This is a genomic window from Chitinophaga niastensis (genome assembly GCF_003014755.1).
GTDB lineage: Bacteria > Bacteroidota > Bacteroidia > Chitinophagales > Chitinophagaceae > Chitinophaga > Chitinophaga niastensis.
This window is the reverse complement of sequence record NZ_PYAW01000002.1, coordinates 1,087,542-1,107,209: the sequence shown is the minus strand read 5'-3', so window position 1 is coordinate 1,107,209 and position 19,668 is coordinate 1,087,542. Positions and strand designations below refer to the sequence as shown.

At 43.4% G+C, this 19,668-nt stretch carries 14 protein-coding genes; 6 read left to right on the top strand and 8 right to left on the bottom strand.

Annotation, left to right across the window (positions count from 1 at the left end):
- Positions 1-33: 33 nt before the first annotated feature.
- From CLV51_RS13070 to CLV51_RS13050, 4 genes are all read right to left on the bottom strand, one after another.
- Positions 34-336: a YtxH domain-containing protein gene (locus tag CLV51_RS13070; RefSeq protein ID WP_106528820.1), complete on the bottom strand. Its 303-nt coding sequence runs from the start codon at positions 334-336 to the stop codon at positions 34-36.
- A gap of 429 nt (positions 337-765) precedes the next feature.
- A complete protein-coding gene (locus CLV51_RS13060; protein ID WP_106528467.1) occupies positions 766-2,016 on the bottom strand; it encodes a TlpA disulfide reductase family protein in 1,251 nt (416 codons plus the stop codon).
- 4 nt (positions 2,017-2,020) lie between these two features.
- Positions 2,021-2,710, bottom strand: coding sequence for a YggS family pyridoxal phosphate-dependent enzyme (locus CLV51_RS13055; RefSeq protein ID WP_106528466.1), 690 nt, complete (start codon positions 2,708-2,710; stop codon positions 2,021-2,023).
- Between the two features lie 247 nt (positions 2,711-2,957).
- The gene (locus CLV51_RS13050; protein ID WP_106528465.1) at positions 2,958-4,097 is read right to left on the bottom strand and encodes an acyl-CoA dehydrogenase; all 1,140 of its coding nucleotides are present in this window, start codon (positions 4,095-4,097) and stop codon (positions 2,958-2,960) included.
- Between the two features lie 236 nt (positions 4,098-4,333).
- Here CLV51_RS13050 and CLV51_RS13045 point away from each other — a divergent pair, with 236 nt between their 5' ends.
- A complete protein-coding gene (locus CLV51_RS13045; protein WP_106528464.1) occupies positions 4,334-5,281 on the top strand; it encodes an arginase in 948 nt (315 codons plus the stop codon).
- Between the two features lie 118 nt (positions 5,282-5,399).
- Here the strand turns inward: CLV51_RS13045 and CLV51_RS13040 are convergent, their stop codons facing one another.
- On the bottom strand, positions 5,400-6,485 hold the full coding sequence (locus CLV51_RS13040; protein ID WP_106528463.1) for a DUF3810 domain-containing protein: 1,086 nt from the start codon (positions 6,483-6,485) through the stop codon (positions 5,400-5,402).
- Positions 6,486-6,499: 14 nt separating this feature from the next.
- Between CLV51_RS13040 and CLV51_RS13035 the strand changes: the two genes are divergently transcribed.
- On the top strand, positions 6,500-7,378 hold the full coding sequence (locus tag CLV51_RS13035; RefSeq protein WP_106528462.1) for a fructosamine kinase family protein: 879 nt from the start codon (positions 6,500-6,502) through the stop codon (positions 7,376-7,378).
- On the opposite strand, the gene CLV51_RS13030 is transcribed toward CLV51_RS13035, so the two are convergent.
- Positions 7,375-9,840, bottom strand: coding sequence for a PAS domain-containing hybrid sensor histidine kinase/response regulator (locus CLV51_RS13030; RefSeq protein WP_146151280.1), 2,466 nt, complete (start codon positions 9,838-9,840; stop codon positions 7,375-7,377). The two genes, CLV51_RS13035 and CLV51_RS13030, sit on opposite strands and share 4 nt — an antisense overlap.
- A gap of 214 nt (positions 9,841-10,054) precedes the next feature.
- Here CLV51_RS13030 and CLV51_RS13025 point away from each other — a divergent pair, with 214 nt between their 5' ends.
- From CLV51_RS13025 to plsX, 3 genes are read left to right on the top strand one after another with little or no spacing between them, the layout of a single operon-like run.
- Complete coding sequence (locus tag CLV51_RS13025) at positions 10,055-10,597, top strand: YceD family protein (protein WP_106528460.1); 543 nt, start codon at positions 10,055-10,057, stop codon at positions 10,595-10,597.
- 12 nt (positions 10,598-10,609) lie between these two features.
- The gene (rpmF, locus tag CLV51_RS13020; RefSeq protein ID WP_106528459.1) at positions 10,610-10,804 is read left to right on the top strand and encodes a 50S ribosomal protein L32; all 195 of its coding nucleotides are present in this window, start codon (positions 10,610-10,612) and stop codon (positions 10,802-10,804) included.
- Positions 10,805-10,852: 48 nt separating this feature from the next.
- Complete coding sequence (gene plsX, locus CLV51_RS13015) at positions 10,853-11,806, top strand: phosphate acyltransferase PlsX (protein WP_106528458.1); 954 nt, start codon at positions 10,853-10,855, stop codon at positions 11,804-11,806.
- 530 nt (positions 11,807-12,336) lie between these two features.
- On the opposite strand, the gene CLV51_RS13010 is transcribed toward plsX, so the two are convergent.
- Both CLV51_RS13010 and mazG read right to left on the bottom strand, forming a co-directional pair.
- A complete protein-coding gene (locus CLV51_RS13010) occupies positions 12,337-16,143 on the bottom strand; it encodes a sensor histidine kinase (RefSeq protein ID WP_106528457.1) in 3,807 nt (1,268 codons plus the stop codon).
- Between the two features lie 64 nt (positions 16,144-16,207).
- On the bottom strand, positions 16,208-16,975 hold the full coding sequence (mazG, locus tag CLV51_RS13005; protein ID WP_106528456.1) for a nucleoside triphosphate pyrophosphohydrolase: 768 nt from the start codon (positions 16,973-16,975) through the stop codon (positions 16,208-16,210).
- A 295-nt stretch (positions 16,976-17,270) separates the two neighbouring features.
- Here mazG and CLV51_RS13000 point away from each other — a divergent pair, with 295 nt between their 5' ends.
- On the top strand, positions 17,271-19,544 hold the full coding sequence (locus tag CLV51_RS13000; protein ID WP_106528455.1) for a Tex family protein: 2,274 nt from the start codon (positions 17,271-17,273) through the stop codon (positions 19,542-19,544).
- Positions 19,545-19,668 lie beyond the last annotated feature (124 nt).

Sequence of the window (19,668 nt, the reverse complement as noted above, 5' to 3'; positions counted from 1 at the left end):
TAGCTAACTGCTAATAGCTAATAGCTAATTACTTTATGACAATGCTTCTCTTCTAAACCTGTTAAATGTACCCTGACTTTTATTGATCAGTTTCAGTACACGTTCGCGAACATCATCTCCCAGCCCACTGATTTCATGCTCAAATACTTCTTTCAGTTCTGTCAAATCTTCGTTGCTGCGTCCTATTAATCCATTTACTTTATGACGCCAATCGTCTGTCTTGGATTTGATTTTTTTGCGGGTTTTATCGCCACTATCAGGCGCTGTTAATAAACCAATTACTAGTCCGGTAGTTAATCCGGCTATAGCACCTGCTAAAAATTTGGTAGTAGACATAATTACTGGAGTTTTATGGTTTAACAATGATACGTGTGCGTAGTTCATCCGCACCTGCCTCTCAGATTTTCCAAATATCAGGCCAGTAATAGCTTGCATAACAGGATAATAATGCTGTTATTCTTAAAGAAATGTTATTGTATAAAATGGAAAAAATACCTGCAGAAGATTGGAGGAAGTAATGTAAAATTAAGAGAGACGCTATCCAGGACAACATCAGAATTGATATTGCCCCGGCAGGTGGATAAGATAAGCGTATTAGATAATGGAATTTATAAAAGTCAAACGGAGCAGTAAAATAAATACATTCTGGTATTTTTCAAACCTTTTTGAAAGATATGAAATAATAAATTTTATTAAAAAGTAAGACCCTCTCTCGTAAATGAATACCAGAAAGGATCTGCGTTATTTTTAATATATTATTAAATTTTACTTTGCATCCAGCATTTCAGTCACGAGACGGTTAAAGTCTGCCTGAAATTGTTGATAGTGTCCGCCAGTGCCCGGACCGGAGAAGCCGGTATGTACTTCTTTCACATTTCCTTTTTTATCGATGAAGATAGTAGTAGGGAAACCCTTGATAGCTGTGAGCTGCGGTAATGTTTTTTCACCTTTTTCAGGATCAGCGGGCGTTACACCGGTGATAAGCACCGGATACTGAACATCGAAACGTTGAAGGAAGCCAGTCAGGCTTTTCTTAGACTTCTCAAAATCTGTTGTACGCTCATAGGCCAGTCCTATTACTTCTACCCCACGGTCTTTGTTCTTTTTGTACCAGCCGTTCAGGAAACCGGTTTCGTCCATACAGTTAGGACACCAGGATCCCATCAGTGTGATCACGACTACCTTGTTTTTGAAGCGGTCATCTTTGATACTAACCTTCTTTCCGTTCATGTCGGGGAAGGTGAAATCCAGCTGCTGCTGACCGGGCTTCATAGTAGCAATCGTTCTTTCGTCCGGCAAAGCTGCGGTATCATTTTTAACGGCTGTCCAGTTTTCCAGGCCATCACCAATGCCGGCATAGAAACGGCCATTTGCAATGGAGTCTTTACTTACAACAGCGGTGAACAGGTAGGCATGTGAGCCGTCAAATGTAGAGAGGCGTAGCGTATCGCCGTCCACTACTCCATCCAGGAAGCGGTAGTCGCCGGTAGTGGTTAAGAAGGTACCGTGTACCACATTTCCATCCTGCTTAAACTCGCCGATCGCTTCTGATGGCGCTTTGTCTTTCTCTTTTGGAGAAGAAAACAGCGTTACCCAGCGGCCGGTAACATTACCCTTAGCCGGTGTATTTACCTTAAAGCGCTCTGGTGTATTGGCCACTGCAGAAAACGGAACGCTTACATCTTTATCTGCCAGATGCCTGATCCACTGCCCTTCTACTGCACTATCTGATGCAAATTTTGCTTTGAATTCAGAATCGAAGAATGGCATTTTAATGAAAAGAGAATCACCAGTTACCTTTACATCATCTACCAATAGCTTATCGGTTGCATTCAATACATACAGCACTTTTTTGCCGGCTGTATCTTTTACTTCAAAGTTGAAAACGATGTCTGCGCCATCTTTGCGGTGCAGCTTTGCCTGCCATACACCATTTGCCAGGTCTTTTTTAGTGTTGCCGGCATTGCAGGCGGCCATGCCGATGCCTGCCAGGCAATAGATCAATAGTTTTTTCATAAGTCTACATTTGTGAATAGTTCCTTTCGCCAAACAGCAGGCTGCCAATACGTACCATGGTACTCCCTTCTTCCAGGGCCATGGTGTAATCTGCGCTCATACCGATGGACAGTTCTTTAAAATAATCTTCCTTGTTAAAATAAGTTGTTTTAACTGATCCGAATAATTGGCGGAGCTGGTGGAACTCTTTACGGACCTGTATTTCGTTGGTGGTGTTGGTAGCCATGCCCATCATACCGGCAATGCGTACCTGTGAAAAATCAAGTGGGTTAGCGGCATATGTTTGTAGCAGTTGCTGTAACTCCTGCTCGTCCATACCAAATTTAGTTTCTTCTGCTGCTATGTGTACCTGTAACAGACAATGTATGACCCTTTGCTGTTTGGCTGCCTGTTTATTGATCTCCTGCAGCAATTTCAGGCTATCTACTGCATGAATGGTATGTACAAAGGGAGCAATGTATTTTACCTTATTGGATTGCAAATGACCAATGAAATGCCATTCAATATCTGCCGGCAAAACAGCCTGTTTATCTGTTAATTCCTGTACGTAATTTTCTCCGAAGATCCGCTGTCCTGCTGCATAAAACGCTTCAATATCGGCTACCGGTTTGGTTTTGGAAACGGCTACCAGTTTTGCGTGATAAGGCGACAGTTGAGCGAGTACTCCTTTATATGCGTCAATGTTTATTGCCATCCGGCAAAGATAACCATGAATTGCGAATTAGTGCGGAGGAGAAAGCCTTCGGCTTTTGTCTTTACCAGGATTAGGCTGATTAGAATGATTTTTCTGATTTTATTTTTTGCTAAATGATAACTTTCTCTGATTTATCAGTCATTACTGAATAAAGAGGCATATACTGTTAAGTAAAAAATAAAATCAGAAAAATCATTCTAATCAGCCTAATCCTGGAAAAGAAAAGACAAAGGCCGAAGGCCTTATATTATGATAATATCGCCCTGCTGATCACGATGCGCTGTACTTCAGAGGTACCTTCGTAGATCTGTGTGATTTTAGCATCGCGCATAAGGCGTTCTACGTGATATTCTTTTACATAGCCGTATCCACCGTGCACCTGTACTGCTTCTGTGGTTACCCACATCGCAGTTTCAGAAGCAAATACCTTGGCCATGGAGCCACTAAGTGTATAGTCTATGCCCATATCCTTCTCCCAGGCGGCTTTCAGGCACATTAAGCGGGAAGCTTCTATGCGGGTAGCCATATCTGCCAGTTTGAACTGGATAGCCTGGTGCTGGGATATTTCTTTTCCAAATGCTTTTCTCTGCTTGGAATATTTCAATGCCAGCTCATAAGCGCCACTGGCAATACCCAATGCCTGGGACGCAATACCAATACGACCACCGGAGAGAGTTTTCATGGCAAACTTAAACCCGAAGCCATCTTCTCCGATCCTGTTTTCCTTGGGTACTTTCACATCCTGGAACATGATGCTGTGGGTATCACTACCCCGAATGCCTAATTTATTTTCTTTGGCCCCTATGGTAATGCCAGGGCTGTTTTTTTCTACAATCAGGGCGTTGATGCCTTTACTGCCTTTTTCCGGATGCGTTTGTGTGATTACCAGGTAGATACTGGCCGAGTTACCGTTGGTGATCCAGTTTTTGGTACCGTTTACCAGGTAATGATCTCCTTTATCTTCTGCCACCGTGCGTTGGGAAGTGGCATCTGAACCGGCTTCCGGCTCACTTAACAAAAAGGCGCCTATCACTTGTCCGGATGCCAGCGGCACCAGGTATTTCTGTTTTTGTTCTTCTGTACCAAATGCTTCCAGTCCCCAGCAAACGAGTGAATTATTTACGCTCATCACCACAGAGGCGGATGCATCTATTTTAGATATCTCTTCCATTGCCAGTACATAAGAAATTGTATCCAGCCCTGCCCCTCCATACTTCGGACTTACCATCATTCCCAAAAAACCCAGTTCTCCCAGCTTTTTGATCTGTTCTGCAGGAAATTTCTGGTGTTCATCCCTCTCTATTACGCCAGGCAATAGCTCACTGATAGCAAAATCACGTGCCGCCTTTTGTATCATCAGATGCTCTTCCGTAAGTTGATAATCCATGGTTATAATTTTAAAAGTAATAGCCCCAAATTATTTATAAATAAGGACCTAAAAAAATGGTGCTACTAAAATTCAACGTTCTCCACCAGAATAGACAAATTATTGAATAAATCGTTACAATAACGCTACTGTATTGGATTTGGTTTATGTATTATATACAACTTTTTCACCATTACAGGGTCTGCTGCTTTGGGCATTCACATAAAATCCTGTAGCTTGCCTATAATGACGTGTTTATGAAGAATATTAAAATAATAGAAGTTAAATCAGAAATAGGAGCAGGAACCCGTGGCGCCAGTTTAGGTGTAGATGCGATTAAAATTGCGGCGCTGGACTTCATGAGCAACTTTTTTGTACACTTCCCCACCGAAGCAATTGAAACGGAGAACAAACTTTTGTTTGAACCTATTGAATCGCCCTATGCCAAAAGGATTAAAGGCACTTTCAATATGTATGAGCGTATCAGCAAGAGTGTTTGTGAAACGGTAAAGGCTAACTGGTTTCCGGTGCTGCTTTCCGGCGATCACAGTACTGCCGGCGCTACCATTGCAGGACTGAAGATGGCACATCCAAAATCCAAGCTGGGAGTAATATGGATAGACGCACACGCAGATCTGCACACTCCTTACACCACTCCTTCCGGGAACATGCATGGCATGCCTTTGGCCACCGCTATTGCAGAAGATAATATGGACTGCAAAGTGCACGATGTGGATGAGAATACCACCAAAATGTGGAACGCCCTGAAAAACATCGGTAAAATAGCTCCTAAAGTATTGCCGGAAGATATTGTGTTCATCTCCCTGAGAGATTTTGAAAAAGAAGAAGAACATCTCATTAAGCATTACGGCATGAAGGTGATCACCACCAGCGAAGTACGCCGTAAGGGACCTGAAAACATTTCCCGCTCTGTATTCCGTTATCTCAGTGATTGTGAGTATATCTACGTTTCTTTTGATGTAGACAGCCTGGATGCCTCTATTTCAAAAGGTACCGGTACGCCGGTGAGCAACGGTTTGCGCGAACGCGAGGCAGAAGATCTTATTGCCAAATTCATGCAACACCGCAAGATCTGTTGTTTTGAGATCACAGAAGTAAACCCCACACTGGATCGTGAAAACCTGATGGCAGAGATTGCGTTTAATATTTTACAGCGGAGTGTGAATGTACTGATGATGAACTAGGTAAGAGCTATTAGCATTTAGCTGTTAGCATTTAGCATTTAGTTATTCAAAAGAAGTCCATTTACAACAGCACTAAAAGCTAAATACTAAAAGCTAAGCGCTTTATTTTATAAGCGCTCTATTTTATTTTAAAGTAAGCAATTAACCAACCTGTTACCTCGCTATAGCTGCGGATTCCTTTTTCCTGCTTATTAGCTTTCAGATAGCGGTCGTACAGCATGGCGGAATAATCATCTACTTTACCGGTATATGCCTCATAAAAAGTGATAATGGATTTATAATCCGCTTTCACGCCAGGGAGCGTTTTGTTCCATATGGCTTTGGCGAGGGTAGTATCCTGGTGCCCTAATTGCCGCACGCTATACATAAACATATCAAAATTGGCTGCATAACGGAAATGGCTATCCGGAATGCTGGTAGCAGCGAGATAGCCTACAAAATTAGCATCTTCCTCCGGCGCATATCCCAGCTGGTGGGCTATTTCATGACATGTAATAAAAGGCTGCAGCACGGCAGGTACGGTAGTATTTATCTGTGCTTCATTGGTAAATGGATTGAGGTAGCCGGTAGTTCCGGTATAGTTAAGCCAATTGCCAAACATAGCAGGTTTTACACTCACCCCTCTGTAACGTAGTGCGGGCCAGGTTTTAGCCGCAACCGCATAAGCGCCCACCGCTTTCTGAAACATAGGCGCCCCGGAAGTATCTGCCACCATTGCGCCCAAAGTATCGCCTGTATTGGCTTTGTCCTTGTTTACCAGCTGCAGCAATGTATCGGAGAGCTGATATAATTGCTGCGTATTATAGGGCCCTGATACCAGACCTGTATCTATTGTAAGCGGGTTACGTTCGTAATTGAATCCCCAGAGAATGAGAAAGGCAAGATATACTTTGAGCAGAAAATGTATGCCCCGCAAGACTTGCAGACCAGCATCCTGCCACGACAGGCGGATGAGTTTATAACATAGTTTTAACAAATAAAATATCCCGCTAACAATCCAGGCAGTATATATTACATCGCCAACACTAAATGGTACTATACCTGTTATTTGTCGAAAAGCCAGACTACTCCAATCATACCACCTATGAAAGTAGAAATCGCTAAAGCGGTTACTCCAGGCAAATAATCCTTTTAACAACAGTATAGCCGTAAGTGTTAGTACTATACGGACTATTTTCTTTTTAATTTGGGCTTTCGTTTCCATATAAGTGGCGAAACATGATAGATGAAATTTTACAAAAACAATTGAGTGCGGCGCTTTCCGAACAATTTAAAGTGAAAATACATATTAATGAGGCAAAAAGCGTGCATGGTGGCGATATAAATAAAACTTTTCGTATAGCCACCAACGAAGGATATTATTTCCTGAAACTGAATAACGCTGCACGCTACCCTGATATGTTTGCCCAGGAATTTGCCGGACTCGAGGAACTGCGGTCTGTACAGGCCCTCCATGTGCCTAAACCCCTGGCATACGGGAGTTTGAATGGCACCTCCTATCTGGTCATGGAATTCATGACCAAGGGGCAGGCAGTGCCGGACTTCTGGGATAATTTTGCTGCCGGACTGGCCCGTCAGCATCGTGTTACAAATAAACATTTCGGGTATGCCATTCCTAATTACATTGGTTCCTTAAAACAGTACAATACACCATATAGCAGCTGGGCGGTGTTTTACGCCTTCAACCGGCTGATTCCACTGATCAAAATGGCTTATGATAAACAGATAGTGGAAAAGGGTATGGTACAGCAGGTAGAAGCACTTTGCAGGCAGCTGCCGCAGTTGTTTCCGGCGGAGCCACCAGCTTTATTGCATGGTGATCTGTGGTCAGGAAATTTTATTGTAGGTGCAAACGGGAAAGCCAGTATTTTTGATCCGGCGGTGTACTTTGGGCACAGGGAGATGGATCTGGCCATGACAAGGCTTTTTGGTGGCTTTGATACGCGGTTTTATTATGCTTATCATAACGCCTATCCACTGGCCCCGGGTTGGCAGCAGCGGATAGGTGTTTGTCAGTTATATCCTTTACTGGTGCATATGCTGTTATTTGGCGGCAATTATTATAACAGTATCAAGGAAGTGTTACAGTCTTATTAATCATTACCACCTTCATGGGGTGCATCTATAAAGCCTTGCATTTTCCTGTATTCTTCTTCTACCACAGGATAAAATTTATATACTTCTTCTCTTATTTCATTGAAAAGCCGCGAGATATCGTTGCTGTGCAATTCCTGGTTTACGCGGAGGTAGTTTTCCAGTTCCTGCATTTTTGTACTGATCCAGGTAAGGCCCACCATGGCGAAGTTGGGCTTAAGTTTGTGTACCTGGAATTTGATCTGTTCCCATTCGTGGTTATCTACCAGCACACTTAATTTTTCCACTTCATCGCGGATCGTTCTGATAAAGATTTCAAACAGGTCGGCAGCATAGGAGATATTATTCTCATAGAGATCTGTGAGATACTGTACATCCAAATCGTTATTAAATTCAAATCCGCTTAAGTTCTGCACTTCTTCCATTATTATTTCTATTTCGTCTTCGTTGAGATATTTGTTAAAAATTTGCAATAGCTGATCTGGCGTATAAGGTTTAGTCAGGATATCGGTGATACCGGCGGCTCTTGCCATCGTAGCAGTACTTTCCATTGCCACTGCCGTAGTGGCTATTACCGGTGTGGCTACATTAGGCTGATTTTCATCGGCCCTGATCTTTTGTGCAAGTTCCAATCCGTTCATACCGGGAATACGGATATCCATGAGGATAAGATCGTATTGACGGGACTCCAGGAAGTAGGTAGCATCCGGGCCGTTAGTAGCCAGCTGATAATTGATTTTATATTTTTCCAGGAGGCTCATCATGTAGCGGAGGTTCATCGGGTTATCTTCCACTACCAGCACCCTGGCATCTTCAAATGATCTTTGCTTCAGCTTCCGGCTCTGCTTTCCTCCTATTGCGGATAAAGGCTTACGGCTGTCCATAAAAGGAAGGTTAAAGCTAAAACAGGTATTGAATCCTATGATTTCTTCCACAACAATAGTACCGCCCTGGAGTTCTACCAGTTGTTTAGCGATGGCTAAACCCAGTCCGGTGCCACCATATTTTTCACGAATATCTCCTTCTGCCTGTTTATAATTCCGGAAGATGAGCTCCAGTTTATCTTTCTTGATACCTATACCAGTATCACACACACGAAAGCGGATCCAGAGTTTATTATCCTGCCAGCTTTCCTGCATGGCTTTGATAGCAATTTCACCTTCATTGGTAAACTTCTCTGCATTTCCTAACAAATTGAGTAGTATTTGGTTCAATAGCACATCATCGCCAATGAGCCAGGTGTTGAGAGAGGCCTCCAATTCTGCTATGATTTTAACAGGGCGCCGGCCCAGCTTCAGTTCGAAGGTATGCCGCAGGGATTGGATAAGTTCCCGGAGGTTAAATTCCCGCTGATTTACCTGTAGTTCACCGGCTTCTATCCGGGAAATATCGAGAATATCACTGACTATCCCCAGCAGTATGCCGGAGGAGTGCTTAAGAATGTTGACATATTCCTTTTGCTGCGCATCCAGGGTAGTTTCTTCCAGCAGGTGTGCCATGCCGATAATGGCATTGAGGGGTGTCCTGATTTCGTGGCTCATGCTGGCGAGAAAGTCCTTTTGTGCATGCTGGGCCTCTTCCGCCAGTTTCCGGGCTTCTTCCAGCTCCTTTTGCAGCTTTTTCTGCCCGGTGATATCCATGTGGATACCGGCACCGCCTGTAATATGGCCGTTGCGGTCATATACGTTGGCTGAGCTGGCCAGTACCCAGCGGCGGGAGCCATCTTTCAGTACTATTTCCATGTCGTACACCAGCGGCACATTTTCATCGAGGCGACGTTTACGCAGGGCCCGGGCGAATTTGCGGTTTTCTTCCGGTACAAACACATCCGTAATATTTTTACCAATGAGTTCTTTCTCATTATATCCTGAGAGGCGGCAGAAGCTTTCGTATACGCGGGTGATATTGCCGTTTACGTCTGTTTCGCACATGGCCGCGTTGAGATTATTGAGGATTACCCGGAATTTTTCCTCATTGCGTTTTATTTCTTCCTGCACATGATGCCGGCGGGTAATGTCTATTGCCTGCCAGATGCTGCCTTTAAAACGTCGTCCGTCGAACACCGGGAGGTAGTTGATTTCCCAGATCTGACCGTTTACAAAGGGTACTTCCCAACCAAACCAGGGTTTTTTCTCCTGTCGAAGTGCCTTCATTTTTTCTTCCAGCGGCACGTGTTCGGCGATCATGGGTTTAAAAAAGCGGATCAGTTCGGTATAAGAAAGATGAATGGGGGATATCCCGTTCATATATTTTGAAAATACGTCATTAACCCAAATGCAGCGGTGCCTTTCATCCGTTACCAGCATACCTGCGCTGGTATTATTAAGCCAGACGGTGATGGGTAAGGAAAAGATGTCCGGAGCGCCATTTGGTGGCATACCCGTATGCTCAGTGGCAATTATTTTCCTGCTGTTCTCTCCTGTGGCCTTCATCTTTTTTGATGGAATGGGGAATATGGTTTTCAAATTTATCGTTGCATTGCAAAAAACAGGTATGAGATAAAAGTTGAATTGATTACCTTTGCGGCTCGTACCTGTTTGCTACAAGATCAATATGGCTGATATTTTACTATATAAATATATATATAAATAGGATATCAATAGTGAACAAATTTATGAAATTTTTGCAATTGCAAATATTTAATTACCTTTGCATCCCTCTAAAAGTGAGGACATTGATATGAAACCACTCCGCGAATTTGATATTGCCTTTGTAGGGTTAAAACCAGGGGTGCATTCATTTCAGTATGCAATCGGAGATAGTTTCTTTGATAATTTTGAAGGGCCCAAGGATTTCAGTAATTGTGAAGTGAGCGTAAATCTCACGATGGACAAGAAGGTTAATTTCTTCCTGCTGAAGTTTGAGATAGGCGGAAAGGCCACAGTTACGTGTGACCGATGCGGCGAACCCTTTGAAATGCAGTTATGGGATGACTTCAACCAGATTGTGAAACTGGTAGATAATCCGGAAGAGCTGGATAATGATGAAGAAGATCCAGATGTAGCATATATATTAAAAACAGAAAGCCATATGAATGTGGCGGACTGGATATATGAATTCATCCATCTGAGCATCCCAATGCAACGTATACATCCGGATAATGCCGAAGGCAAAAGCGGATGTAATCCCAAGGTGATTGAAATGCTGGAACGAATGAATCAGCAGGCTAAAGAAAACGATAACCCAATCTGGAAAGGATTGGATCAATTTAAGGACAATTAAAAATTAAATAAAATGCCAAATCCTAAACGCAGACATTCTCAGCAAAGATCAGCAAAGAGAAGAACGCATTATAAGGCGGTAGCGGATACTTTAAGCACAGACAGCGCAACCGGTGAAGTGCACCTGAGACACCGTGCTCATTGGGTGGAAAACAAACTGTACTACAAAGGAAAAGTAGTGTTGGAAAAACAGAGCAGCGCTAAATAATTTATTTTACTATTTTTACCCGAGCTAACAAGAACAAACTTGAGTTACATGAGAATCGGGCTTGATATGATGGGTGGCGACTTCGCGCCCACAGAAGCAGTAAAAGGAGTAAAATTATATTTAGATACTGTTGCATCTGATGTGCACCTGGTCCTTATCGGAGATGAACAACAGTTAACTCCGCTATTGGCCGCGGCACAGCTGGACCAATCAAAATATTCAGTTGTTCATTCATCCCAGATTATTGGGATGGATGAACATCCTACCAAGGCACTGAAAGAGAAGCCACAATCCTCCATTTCTATTGGTTTTCATTTATTGAAAAATGAAAAAATAGATGCATTCATCAGCGCAGGTAACACCGGCGCCATGATGGTGGGCACCTATTATTCCATTAAAGCCATAGAAGGAGTGCAACGTCCTACTATATCTACTCTGGTACCCCGTGAAAACGGCACGTACGGCCTCTTGCTTGACGTAGGTATCAACGCCGACTGCAAACCTGAAAACCTTGCGCAATTTGCTATTCTTGGTTCCCTATATTCTAAGTATATCCTGAAGATTGATAATCCGAAAGTAGGCTTACTGAATATCGGCGAAGAAGAAGGTAAAGGTAATTTACTGGCGCAGGCAACTTATCCCCTGTTAAAAGAAAGCAAACAAATTAATTTCATCGGTAATATTGAAGGTAGAGATATCCTCACTGAAAAATCAGATGTAATTGTATGTGAAGGCTTTACTGGTAACATTGTGCTTAAGATGGCCGAATCATTCCATGAAATGGCGTTAAGACGTAATATTCAGGATGATTACATGAAGAAATTTGATTCAGAATCATATGGCGGCACACCTGTTTTAGGCGTTTCCAAACCAGTTATTATTGGTCATGGTATCTCCCAGAGCACAGCCTTTAAAAACATGGTATTGCTCGCTCAACAAATGATAGAAAGCAAACTGCTGGAGAAGATCAAAGAAAGTTTTGTAGCAAAGGAACAGCAGTAACCGCCGAGAAATAATTAAAAGACCGTTTCGATTTACTTCGAAACGGTCTTTTTGTTTTTCCCAGAATTAGGCTGATTATACTGATTACCATGATTTTTTTTACTGATTATAGAAAGATTAGCGGAGATTTCAGCGGATGTTGTCTGAACTGTGATTAGTATGATTTTTATGATGATCCTGATGAGCGAAGATTTGAGCGGATATCTCAGCGGATGTTGTCTGAACCAGGATTTTTAGGATTGAATGAATTACCCTGATGGGTGCCGAAGAACTTAGCAAAGATATTAGCGTATATCTTTCAAATAAAAAAACAACATAACACCCATCAGGGTAATCCATTCAATCCTAAAAATCCTGGTTCAGACAACATCCGCTGAGATATCCGCTCAAATCTTCGCTCATCAGGATCATCATAAAAATCATACTAATCACAGTTCAGACAATCTCCGCTAATCTTTAAAATCTTCTAAAATCAAAAAAAGAAAATCATGGTAATCAGTATAATCAGCCTAATCCTGGGTAAGACAATTCTACCCTCTTAACGGCAACTTCACATAAAACGTAGTGCCTTCATTGAGCTTGGTTTCAAACCAGATCTCACCACGGGTTTGCTCGGCAATATTCTTGCACATGGCCAAGCCCAGACCAGTACCGGAAGATTTAGTGGTGAAATTAGGCACAAATATCCTGGATTGGACCTCCGGAGAAATGCCTTCTCCGTTATCCGACACACTCACTATTACATAGTGATCTGCGGTAGCCTGCAACCGCACTACAATATGACCTTTCCTGCTTTCATGGATAGCCTGAATAGCATTGAGTAACAGGTTAGTAAAGAGCCGATTCATCTGGGTTTTATCTGCATACACATAATAATCCTGCGCTGCTGCGATATAATCTATCTCACAATCCTCATGATTTTGGTACAGCCCTGTAAGAGAATGTAATACTTCATTGATCAGCACCTCTTCATTGTTAGGCTCTCCTATGCGGGCAAAAGCGGAGAAGTCCGAAGCGATGTTAGAAAGATGTTCTATCTGCTCTACCAGCGTACCAGCCACATTACGGGACAGCTCCTTCACATTGGGCGAATCGCCGGCGATAGCACGCTGCAGGTACTGGATGCTCAATTTCATAGGGGTAAGCGGATTTTTAATCTCATGCGCCACCTGCCTGGCCATTTCACGCCATGCGCCTTCACGCTCGCTCTTGGCCAATCTGGCAGCACTTACTTCCAGCTTACGTACCATCTTATTATATTCTTTTACCAGTGCGCCAATCTCATCATCTTTTTCCCACTCAATTTCATCGTTGCGCTGGCCCAGATTAACGTGACGCAGCTTTTCCGTTACCAGTGAGAACGACCTGGTAATGGAGTTGGTAATCAGCAACGCCACCATGCCTGCTATGAGGAAAATAAATGCGTTGAAGTTGATCAATGCTACCAGGAAGTTGGAGATCTGTTGCTTCAACTCTGTTTGCGTTGCAAAATAAGGCACATTGAGATAAGCAATAACTTCGTGCGTATCACGATTACGCAAAGGCATGTAGCCGGAAAGGAACGGCATCGCTCCTATATATTCTGTATGGATAAATTGAATTTGCTCTAATCTGAACAACTTGTAATAACCCTGCGGATCCATTTTAAAGGAAATGAGTCCCTTGTCGGTCATCAGCGGCTGGGTGGTCAGTTGCAGGTTACCATCACGGTCATATACGTTGATATCCAGTGCGCGCTCCTCTGCAATATTAGATAAGGAAGCAGACAGTTTCTTCAACAATTCCGAATCATAAATATCCCCTACCTGATCCAGATCCCTTTGTGTTTCAAATACCTTCTCCACATCTTTTGCTACCTCCCGCATTGTTTTGCTAAGCCTTTCCCGGTTCTGCGATTCAGAGCGATAAATGAAAAATTTGATAGTGGTAATAGCCAATATCAGGAAGGAAAATACTACTACAAAAATGATGGTGCCATGTACTTTTTTACGGATACTCACGCTGATCAGACTCCTCAGATTACTGAGGCGCATCCTTGCTTTGATGAGCAGGTCCAATGCTTTATACACCACAATAATGAGCAGAAACAGACAGAACATGTAAGCAAACAAGGTGATGAACTCTACAAAAGCCCTGTTCTCCTTTACTACTATTACCACCTTATCGGCTGATGCGCGATAAATCAATTCGGAATAACCTTTTATTGATTTCACCGTTACATCTGCTGCCGGTACATCATGCGAATATAAACGAATGGGAAAGGGAAAATCATTGTTATTACTTACCAGGATGCCTTTGTCGTACACCGCATAAGAATATGCTGCAGCCGATTCCCTGCCGGGATCATTCACATCTCCTTCCACCAGCAGTTCCGGGTAGATCCGTTCATTACTGATAACATTGGGAGATAACGTATATACCAACCACCCTGTTACGGCATAATCTGCGTTGTGAAATTCTTTTTTAGCGATGTAACTATAATCATTGAAGCTACGCTCATAATAATAGAGATCGCTGCCCGTTACCCGCATGGGCGAGGCTTCCGACTCAAAAAACATGCGCTTGTTAAACGACATGAGGCTAACAGTATCTCCTGAAAACAGGGAGACACCATTTTCATCGTAAGCATAAATAGCTACTTTAAAACGACTCAGGTATCCCTGGAAATACTTTTGTAACAACAGGCTATCAAATGTTGATTTCCTGCCGGGTTTACCGGTTTTATCCTGGAAAAAATACTGTATCGATTCATCATGCTCTATTTTTTTTCCGATATCATTCAGTAACATTTCCAGGTAAGGATCTTTTTGTTTAGAGAGATCCTCCGCTAACTTCTGACGGGCATATATTTCTTTTTGATTGTTATAATATACCAGTGCGCCGGAAGTGGTAATGGTTAGCAGGAAGAGCCAGAACAAAAACGGTACTGTGGCTACACTGCTTTCGAAACGATCTGCCAGGAAATCCAGCAACACGATGTACAGCAGCAACCAGATCACAATGCTGAGTGAAAATGGCAGATCAGGATTATGCATGCGGAAGAGCAGCCAGATGATGCCTACTGCGGCCAGCCAGATGTATTTGGTACGATACTGAAAATTAGTCAGTTCATTCAACAGATAATTGATGATTTGCGAAAAGAAGAGAAAGCTAAAAGCGATGAAACCAAGCACCATAAATCCTATCAAGCTGTATTCCGTTAAACTGAAAGGGTTGGTAACATCGAAAGATATTTTGGAATCTATTACCAGGCTCTGGATCAGATCTGTCAGGAATTGCTCTACTACATATAATATCAGGCTGGCGAAGATGATGACCACACTCTGCTGCCAGCGTTTTTTGATGACCGGCGGATTGATGGTTTTCACGTGCTCGCGAAAGAAAAGGATCATCCAGAAAGCGAGTAATACGTTTACCAGCAGATCGCCCAGCGAGTAGAATATTTCATCTTTAGCATAGATCCTGGGATCAAAAACATTCAGCGCCCGCAGGTTAAACGGGAACGGATATACGTAGCTAAGCACCCTGAGGCCAAATACAATCAGAAACAGGAACAGGAAGCCATACAGCGGATTAGTTGTTTTAGCCAGCAGCGTGGCAAAGAGGTTCAGGAAGATGAGTACACAAACACAACCCAATACACGCAGAATAACACTTAATGTATTAGGCGGATGCGCATGCATGCCTGAATTATAATCAAGGTAAAACAGTGTTTGGTCATGCTCACTATTCACCGGCAGGATGATATGCTCCGGCAGCGCCAGTGCAGGTTGTTCCCGCAATATGCTGTATTCTTCTCCCAGCTCTTCTTTATGGTAGAAGTGATTAACGAGGTAACTGTTTTTAATCGCATACTCCAGTCGTACCGGAATAACGCCTACCAGGTACCGGTGGTGAGCGACAGTGGACTTCACTTTGCGGGTAATCACCTCATAATATCCGTTTTTCAGTTTCATGAACCGTGCCCCTTCTTCCAGGGAAATCTGCAGTTCTTCCGGCTGTACCTGGCTGGTGCTCCAGAAGGTAAGCCAGGTACCGGTACCACTGGAATCATAGGCAAATACGTAGTAGTTGAGGCCCGTAAGACGATCCAGCGTACGTTCATCATAATTGCGCTGAAAGAGGCTAAAGGCTACTGTTGTATCCCTTGCCAGCTGTTCAAAATCCTTTTCCCGCTGATGGATACTCTTTTCCATGCTGCGTTTTACACCCTGCGGAGAAGAGTAATAAGACCAGTAATTACTGAACAGGAAGGCAAAGGTGAATAACCATGCCGCAATAATGAGGAGATAGCCGTGGCGCAGAAAGAAGAGCCGTATTTCTTTAGTATCGATCAATGCTGTTCGGAATTTTGTTATGCAGATACTTTGTTGCTGTAGAAGACAATATCTAAACAGATAATTACTGTTCTGTAACTTTCACCTGGTTCCAGAGTGTATCCATTTCCGTTAGGGTCATGTCATTGAGTGTACGGCCTTGTTGCAGTGCGAGTACTTCCATTTCCTGAAAGCGGCGCTGAAATTTTTTGTTGGTTCGTTCCAGTGCATTTTCGGCATCTATTTTCAGGAAGCGGGAATAGTTGACCAGGGAGAACATCACATCTCCAAATTCATCTTCCATAGCATCCTGGTTGCCACTGTTGGCAGCTTCTTCCAGTTCGGCTACTTCCTCTTTCACTTTCTCCCATACCTGTGCCGTATTGTCCCATTCGAAGCCGGTTTGTTTGGCTTTTTCCTGAAGGCGCATGGCTTTTACCAGTGCCGGCAGTGATACCGGGACCCCGCTGAGCACTGATTTTTTGCCTTCTTTCAGTTTCAGCTTTTCCCAGTTCTGTTTTACTTCTTCCTCTGTATCTGCCTTCACATCTCCATAAATATGCGGGTGACGGTGGATGAGCTTATCACAAACCCCGTTGATTACATCGTTGATATCAAATTTTTGCTGCTCTGCTCCTATTTTGGCGTAGAACACAATATGCAGGAGGATGTCGCCCAGTTCTTCCTTAATGGATTGCCAGTCCTGGTCCGTAATGGCATCTGCGAGCTCATAGGTTTCTTCTATGGTTAGCTGACGCAGTGTCTGGATGGTTTGCTTGCGGTCCCAGGGGCATTTCTCCCTTAAATCGTCCATGATCTGTAAGAGTCGATCGAATGTAGCTGTCTTTTCCATATGCTGTAAAAATAGCCATACATTTTGGGATTTCGGTATTTTGGAATTTTGGCAGGCGGTTTCCCTGGAATGGCTATCCGGCAGGGGGAATCTCTACATAAAAAAATAAAAAACGGTAAATTGACTGTTAATTTCTTTTTCTTGGTAAAAAGGCCATTTTAATTACATTTGCGAGCTGTTTAAATATAGATTTTTTTTGATTTTGAGATGTCACATTTTCGGGCCGGAGGAAGTACTTCCATTGCGCTTAAATCATTAAATCTCTTTATCAAAAAATCCCAAAATGTATTGAGTTATGAATCCGAAACACATTGCGCTTATTTCATCGGAGTTAGGTATTGCAGCAAGACAAGCTGAAAATACCATGAACCTGTTATCTGAAGGATCTACGGTGCCCTTCATCAGTCGTTACCGTAAAGAAGTAACGGGTAGCCTGGATGAGGTGCAGATAGGCCGTATTGAAGACCTGCAGAAGCGTTACAAAGAGGTAGATGATCGTCGTGAGTTTATTATCAAAACTATTACGGAGCAGGGGAAAATGACCCCGGAATTACTGGCTAAGCTGGAAGATTCGTGGGTGCTGGCTGAACTGGAAGATATTTACCTTCCTTATAAGCCTAAGCGTAAAACACGTGCTACCGTGGCTATTGAGAAAGGGCTGGAACCGTTGGCCAAACTGCTGTTTGACCAACAGGACGGTGATACTTCCGCAGCAGAAACATTCCTCAATGAACAGGTAGCTACTTCAGAAGAAGCCCTGAAAGGTGCGCGTGATATCATAGCAGAGTGGATCAATGAAAATGCAGAATGCCGCGACAAACTGCGTAAATTATTTACCCATACCGGCAAGCTGACCTCTAAAGTAGTGGAAGGTAAAGAAGCTGCAGGCGATAAATACAAGGACTATTTCGAGTTTTCCGAAGATCTCCGGGAGATGCCATCTCACCGTATACTGGCCATACTGCGTGCTGAACACGAAGGTATTTTGTTCAGTTCCATAGCGCCGGTAGAAGAAGATGCAGTGGATATCCTTAATAAACAATTTGTGGCAGGTAAAGGTAAAGCCGCTGAACAGGTGGTCAAAGCCGCCGCAGATGCATACAAGCGTTTATTGCGTCCTTCCCTGGAAAATGAATTCAGGGCAGTAGCAAAAGAAAAAGCAGATACCGAAGCCATTGATGTATTTGCCGAAAATCTGCGTCAGCTGTTACTGGCGGCCCCATTGGGACCTACACCGGTGATTGCGGTAGATCCGGGTTACAGAACAGGTTGTAAGATAGTAGCACTGGACAACCAGGGTAATATGCTGGATAATGATGTTATTTATCCGCTGGAAAAAAATTATAAGAAAGATGATGCAGAAGCCCTGCTGAAGAAATGGGCCCAGCGTTATGATACCGCTGCTATTGCCGTTGGTAATGGTACTGCGGGTCGTGAAACAGAGGAGTTTGTGAAAAAGATTGATTTCGGGAAGAAGATCAATGTGTTTATGGTGAATGAGAGTGGTGCTTCCGTGTATTCTGCTTCAGAAGTGGCGCGGGAAGAGTTTCCTGATCATGATGTAACCGTTCGTGGTGCTGTATCTATAGGCCGCAGGCTGATAGATCCACTGGCTGAGCTGGTAAAGATTGATCCTAAATCCATTGGCGTAGGACAGTATCAGCATGATGTGAGCCAGTCGTCTTTGAAACAGAGCCTGGATCGCGTAGTAGTCAGCTGCGTGAACAATGTAGGCGTAAACCTGAACACAGCCTCCAAACATTTGCTGGCGTACATTTCAGGTCTGGGTCCGTCTCTCGCAGAAAACATTGTAAAATACCGCAAGGAAAACGGTGCATTCAGCAACCGTATGCAGTTGAAAAAGGTGCATCGCCTGGGTGAAAAAGCATTTGAGCAGTGCGCGGGCTTTTTGCGTATTGAGAACGGTGACAATCCTTTGGATAATTCGGCGGTGCATCCGGAGCGTTATGGCCTGATTAAAGAGATGGCGGAAAAGCAACACTGTACTATTCCTGAACTGATCGGACAGGAAGAGCTTCGCAAGAAGATCAATCCAAAAGATTACGTGAGTGAAGAAGTAGGTTTATTAACGCTGGAAGATATCCTGAAAGAGTTGGCTAAGCCGAGTCGTGACCCCCGTGATGAGATTTCTATCTTTGAATATGCCGAAGGCATTCACAAAATAGAGGACGTAAAAGCAGGGATGGTACTGCCTGGTGTAGTAACCAATATCACCGCTTTTGGGGCGTTTGTAGATATCGGTGTAAAGCAGGATGGGCTTGTACATATCTCCCATCTCTCCAATAAATTTATCAGCAATCCCAATGAGGCGGTGAAGTTGAATCAGCAGGTACAGGTGACTGTATTGGAAATTGATGTAGCCCGCAAGCGTATCTCTTTATCGATGAAAGATAATGAGAAAGGCGGTGGTAGTCATCAGCCGAACCAGCAGCAGTCAGCTCCACGGAAAGAGCAACAACAGCCGCGGAAAGATAAGCCGGCAGCAAAAGAACCGCCAGTGAACGATTTCCAGGCGAAATTGGCAGCGTTGAGGAATAAATTTAATTAAGCTCAGCGGAGGGGCGTTTGTCTTTCCCAGGATTAGACTGATTATGCTGATTACCCTGATTTTATTTTTTTGATTTAGATAGATTTAAAAAGATTAGCGAAGATCGAAGCGGATATATTCGCTT

What these genes read in the sequence shown, in the direction of transcription:
- CLV51_RS13025 (WP_106528460.1), top strand. Translation starts at nt 10,055, where the DNA reads ATGAAACCACTCCGCGAATTTGATATTGCCTTTGTAGGGTTAAAACCA.
- CLV51_RS13060 (WP_106528467.1), bottom strand. Translation starts at nt 2,016, where the DNA reads ATGAAAAAACTATTGATCTATTGCCTGGCAGGCATCGGCATGGCCGCC.
- mazG (WP_106528456.1), bottom strand. Translation starts at nt 16,975, where the DNA reads ATGGAAAAGACAGCTACATTCGATCGACTCTTACAGATCATGGACGAT.
- plsX (WP_106528458.1), top strand. Translation starts at nt 10,853, where the DNA reads ATGAGAATCGGGCTTGATATGATGGGTGGCGACTTCGCGCCCACAGAA.
- CLV51_RS13040 (WP_106528463.1), bottom strand. Translation starts at nt 6,485, where the DNA reads ATGGAAACGAAAGCCCAAATTAAAAAGAAAATAGTCCGTATAGTACTA.
- rpmF (WP_106528459.1), top strand. Translation starts at nt 10,610, where the DNA reads ATGCCAAATCCTAAACGCAGACATTCTCAGCAAAGATCAGCAAAGAGA.
- CLV51_RS13070 (WP_106528820.1), bottom strand. Translation starts at nt 336, where the DNA reads ATGTCTACTACCAAATTTTTAGCAGGTGCTATAGCCGGATTAACTACC.
- CLV51_RS13035 (WP_106528462.1), top strand. Translation starts at nt 6,500, where the DNA reads ATGATAGATGAAATTTTACAAAAACAATTGAGTGCGGCGCTTTCCGAA.
- CLV51_RS13055 (WP_106528466.1), bottom strand. Translation starts at nt 2,710, where the DNA reads ATGGCAATAAACATTGACGCATATAAAGGAGTACTCGCTCAACTGTCG.
- CLV51_RS13050 (WP_106528465.1), bottom strand. Translation starts at nt 4,097, where the DNA reads ATGGATTATCAACTTACGGAAGAGCATCTGATGATACAAAAGGCGGCA.
- CLV51_RS13045 (WP_106528464.1), top strand. Translation starts at nt 4,334, where the DNA reads ATGAAGAATATTAAAATAATAGAAGTTAAATCAGAAATAGGAGCAGGA.
- CLV51_RS13000 (WP_106528455.1), top strand. Translation starts at nt 17,271, where the DNA reads ATGAATCCGAAACACATTGCGCTTATTTCATCGGAGTTAGGTATTGCA.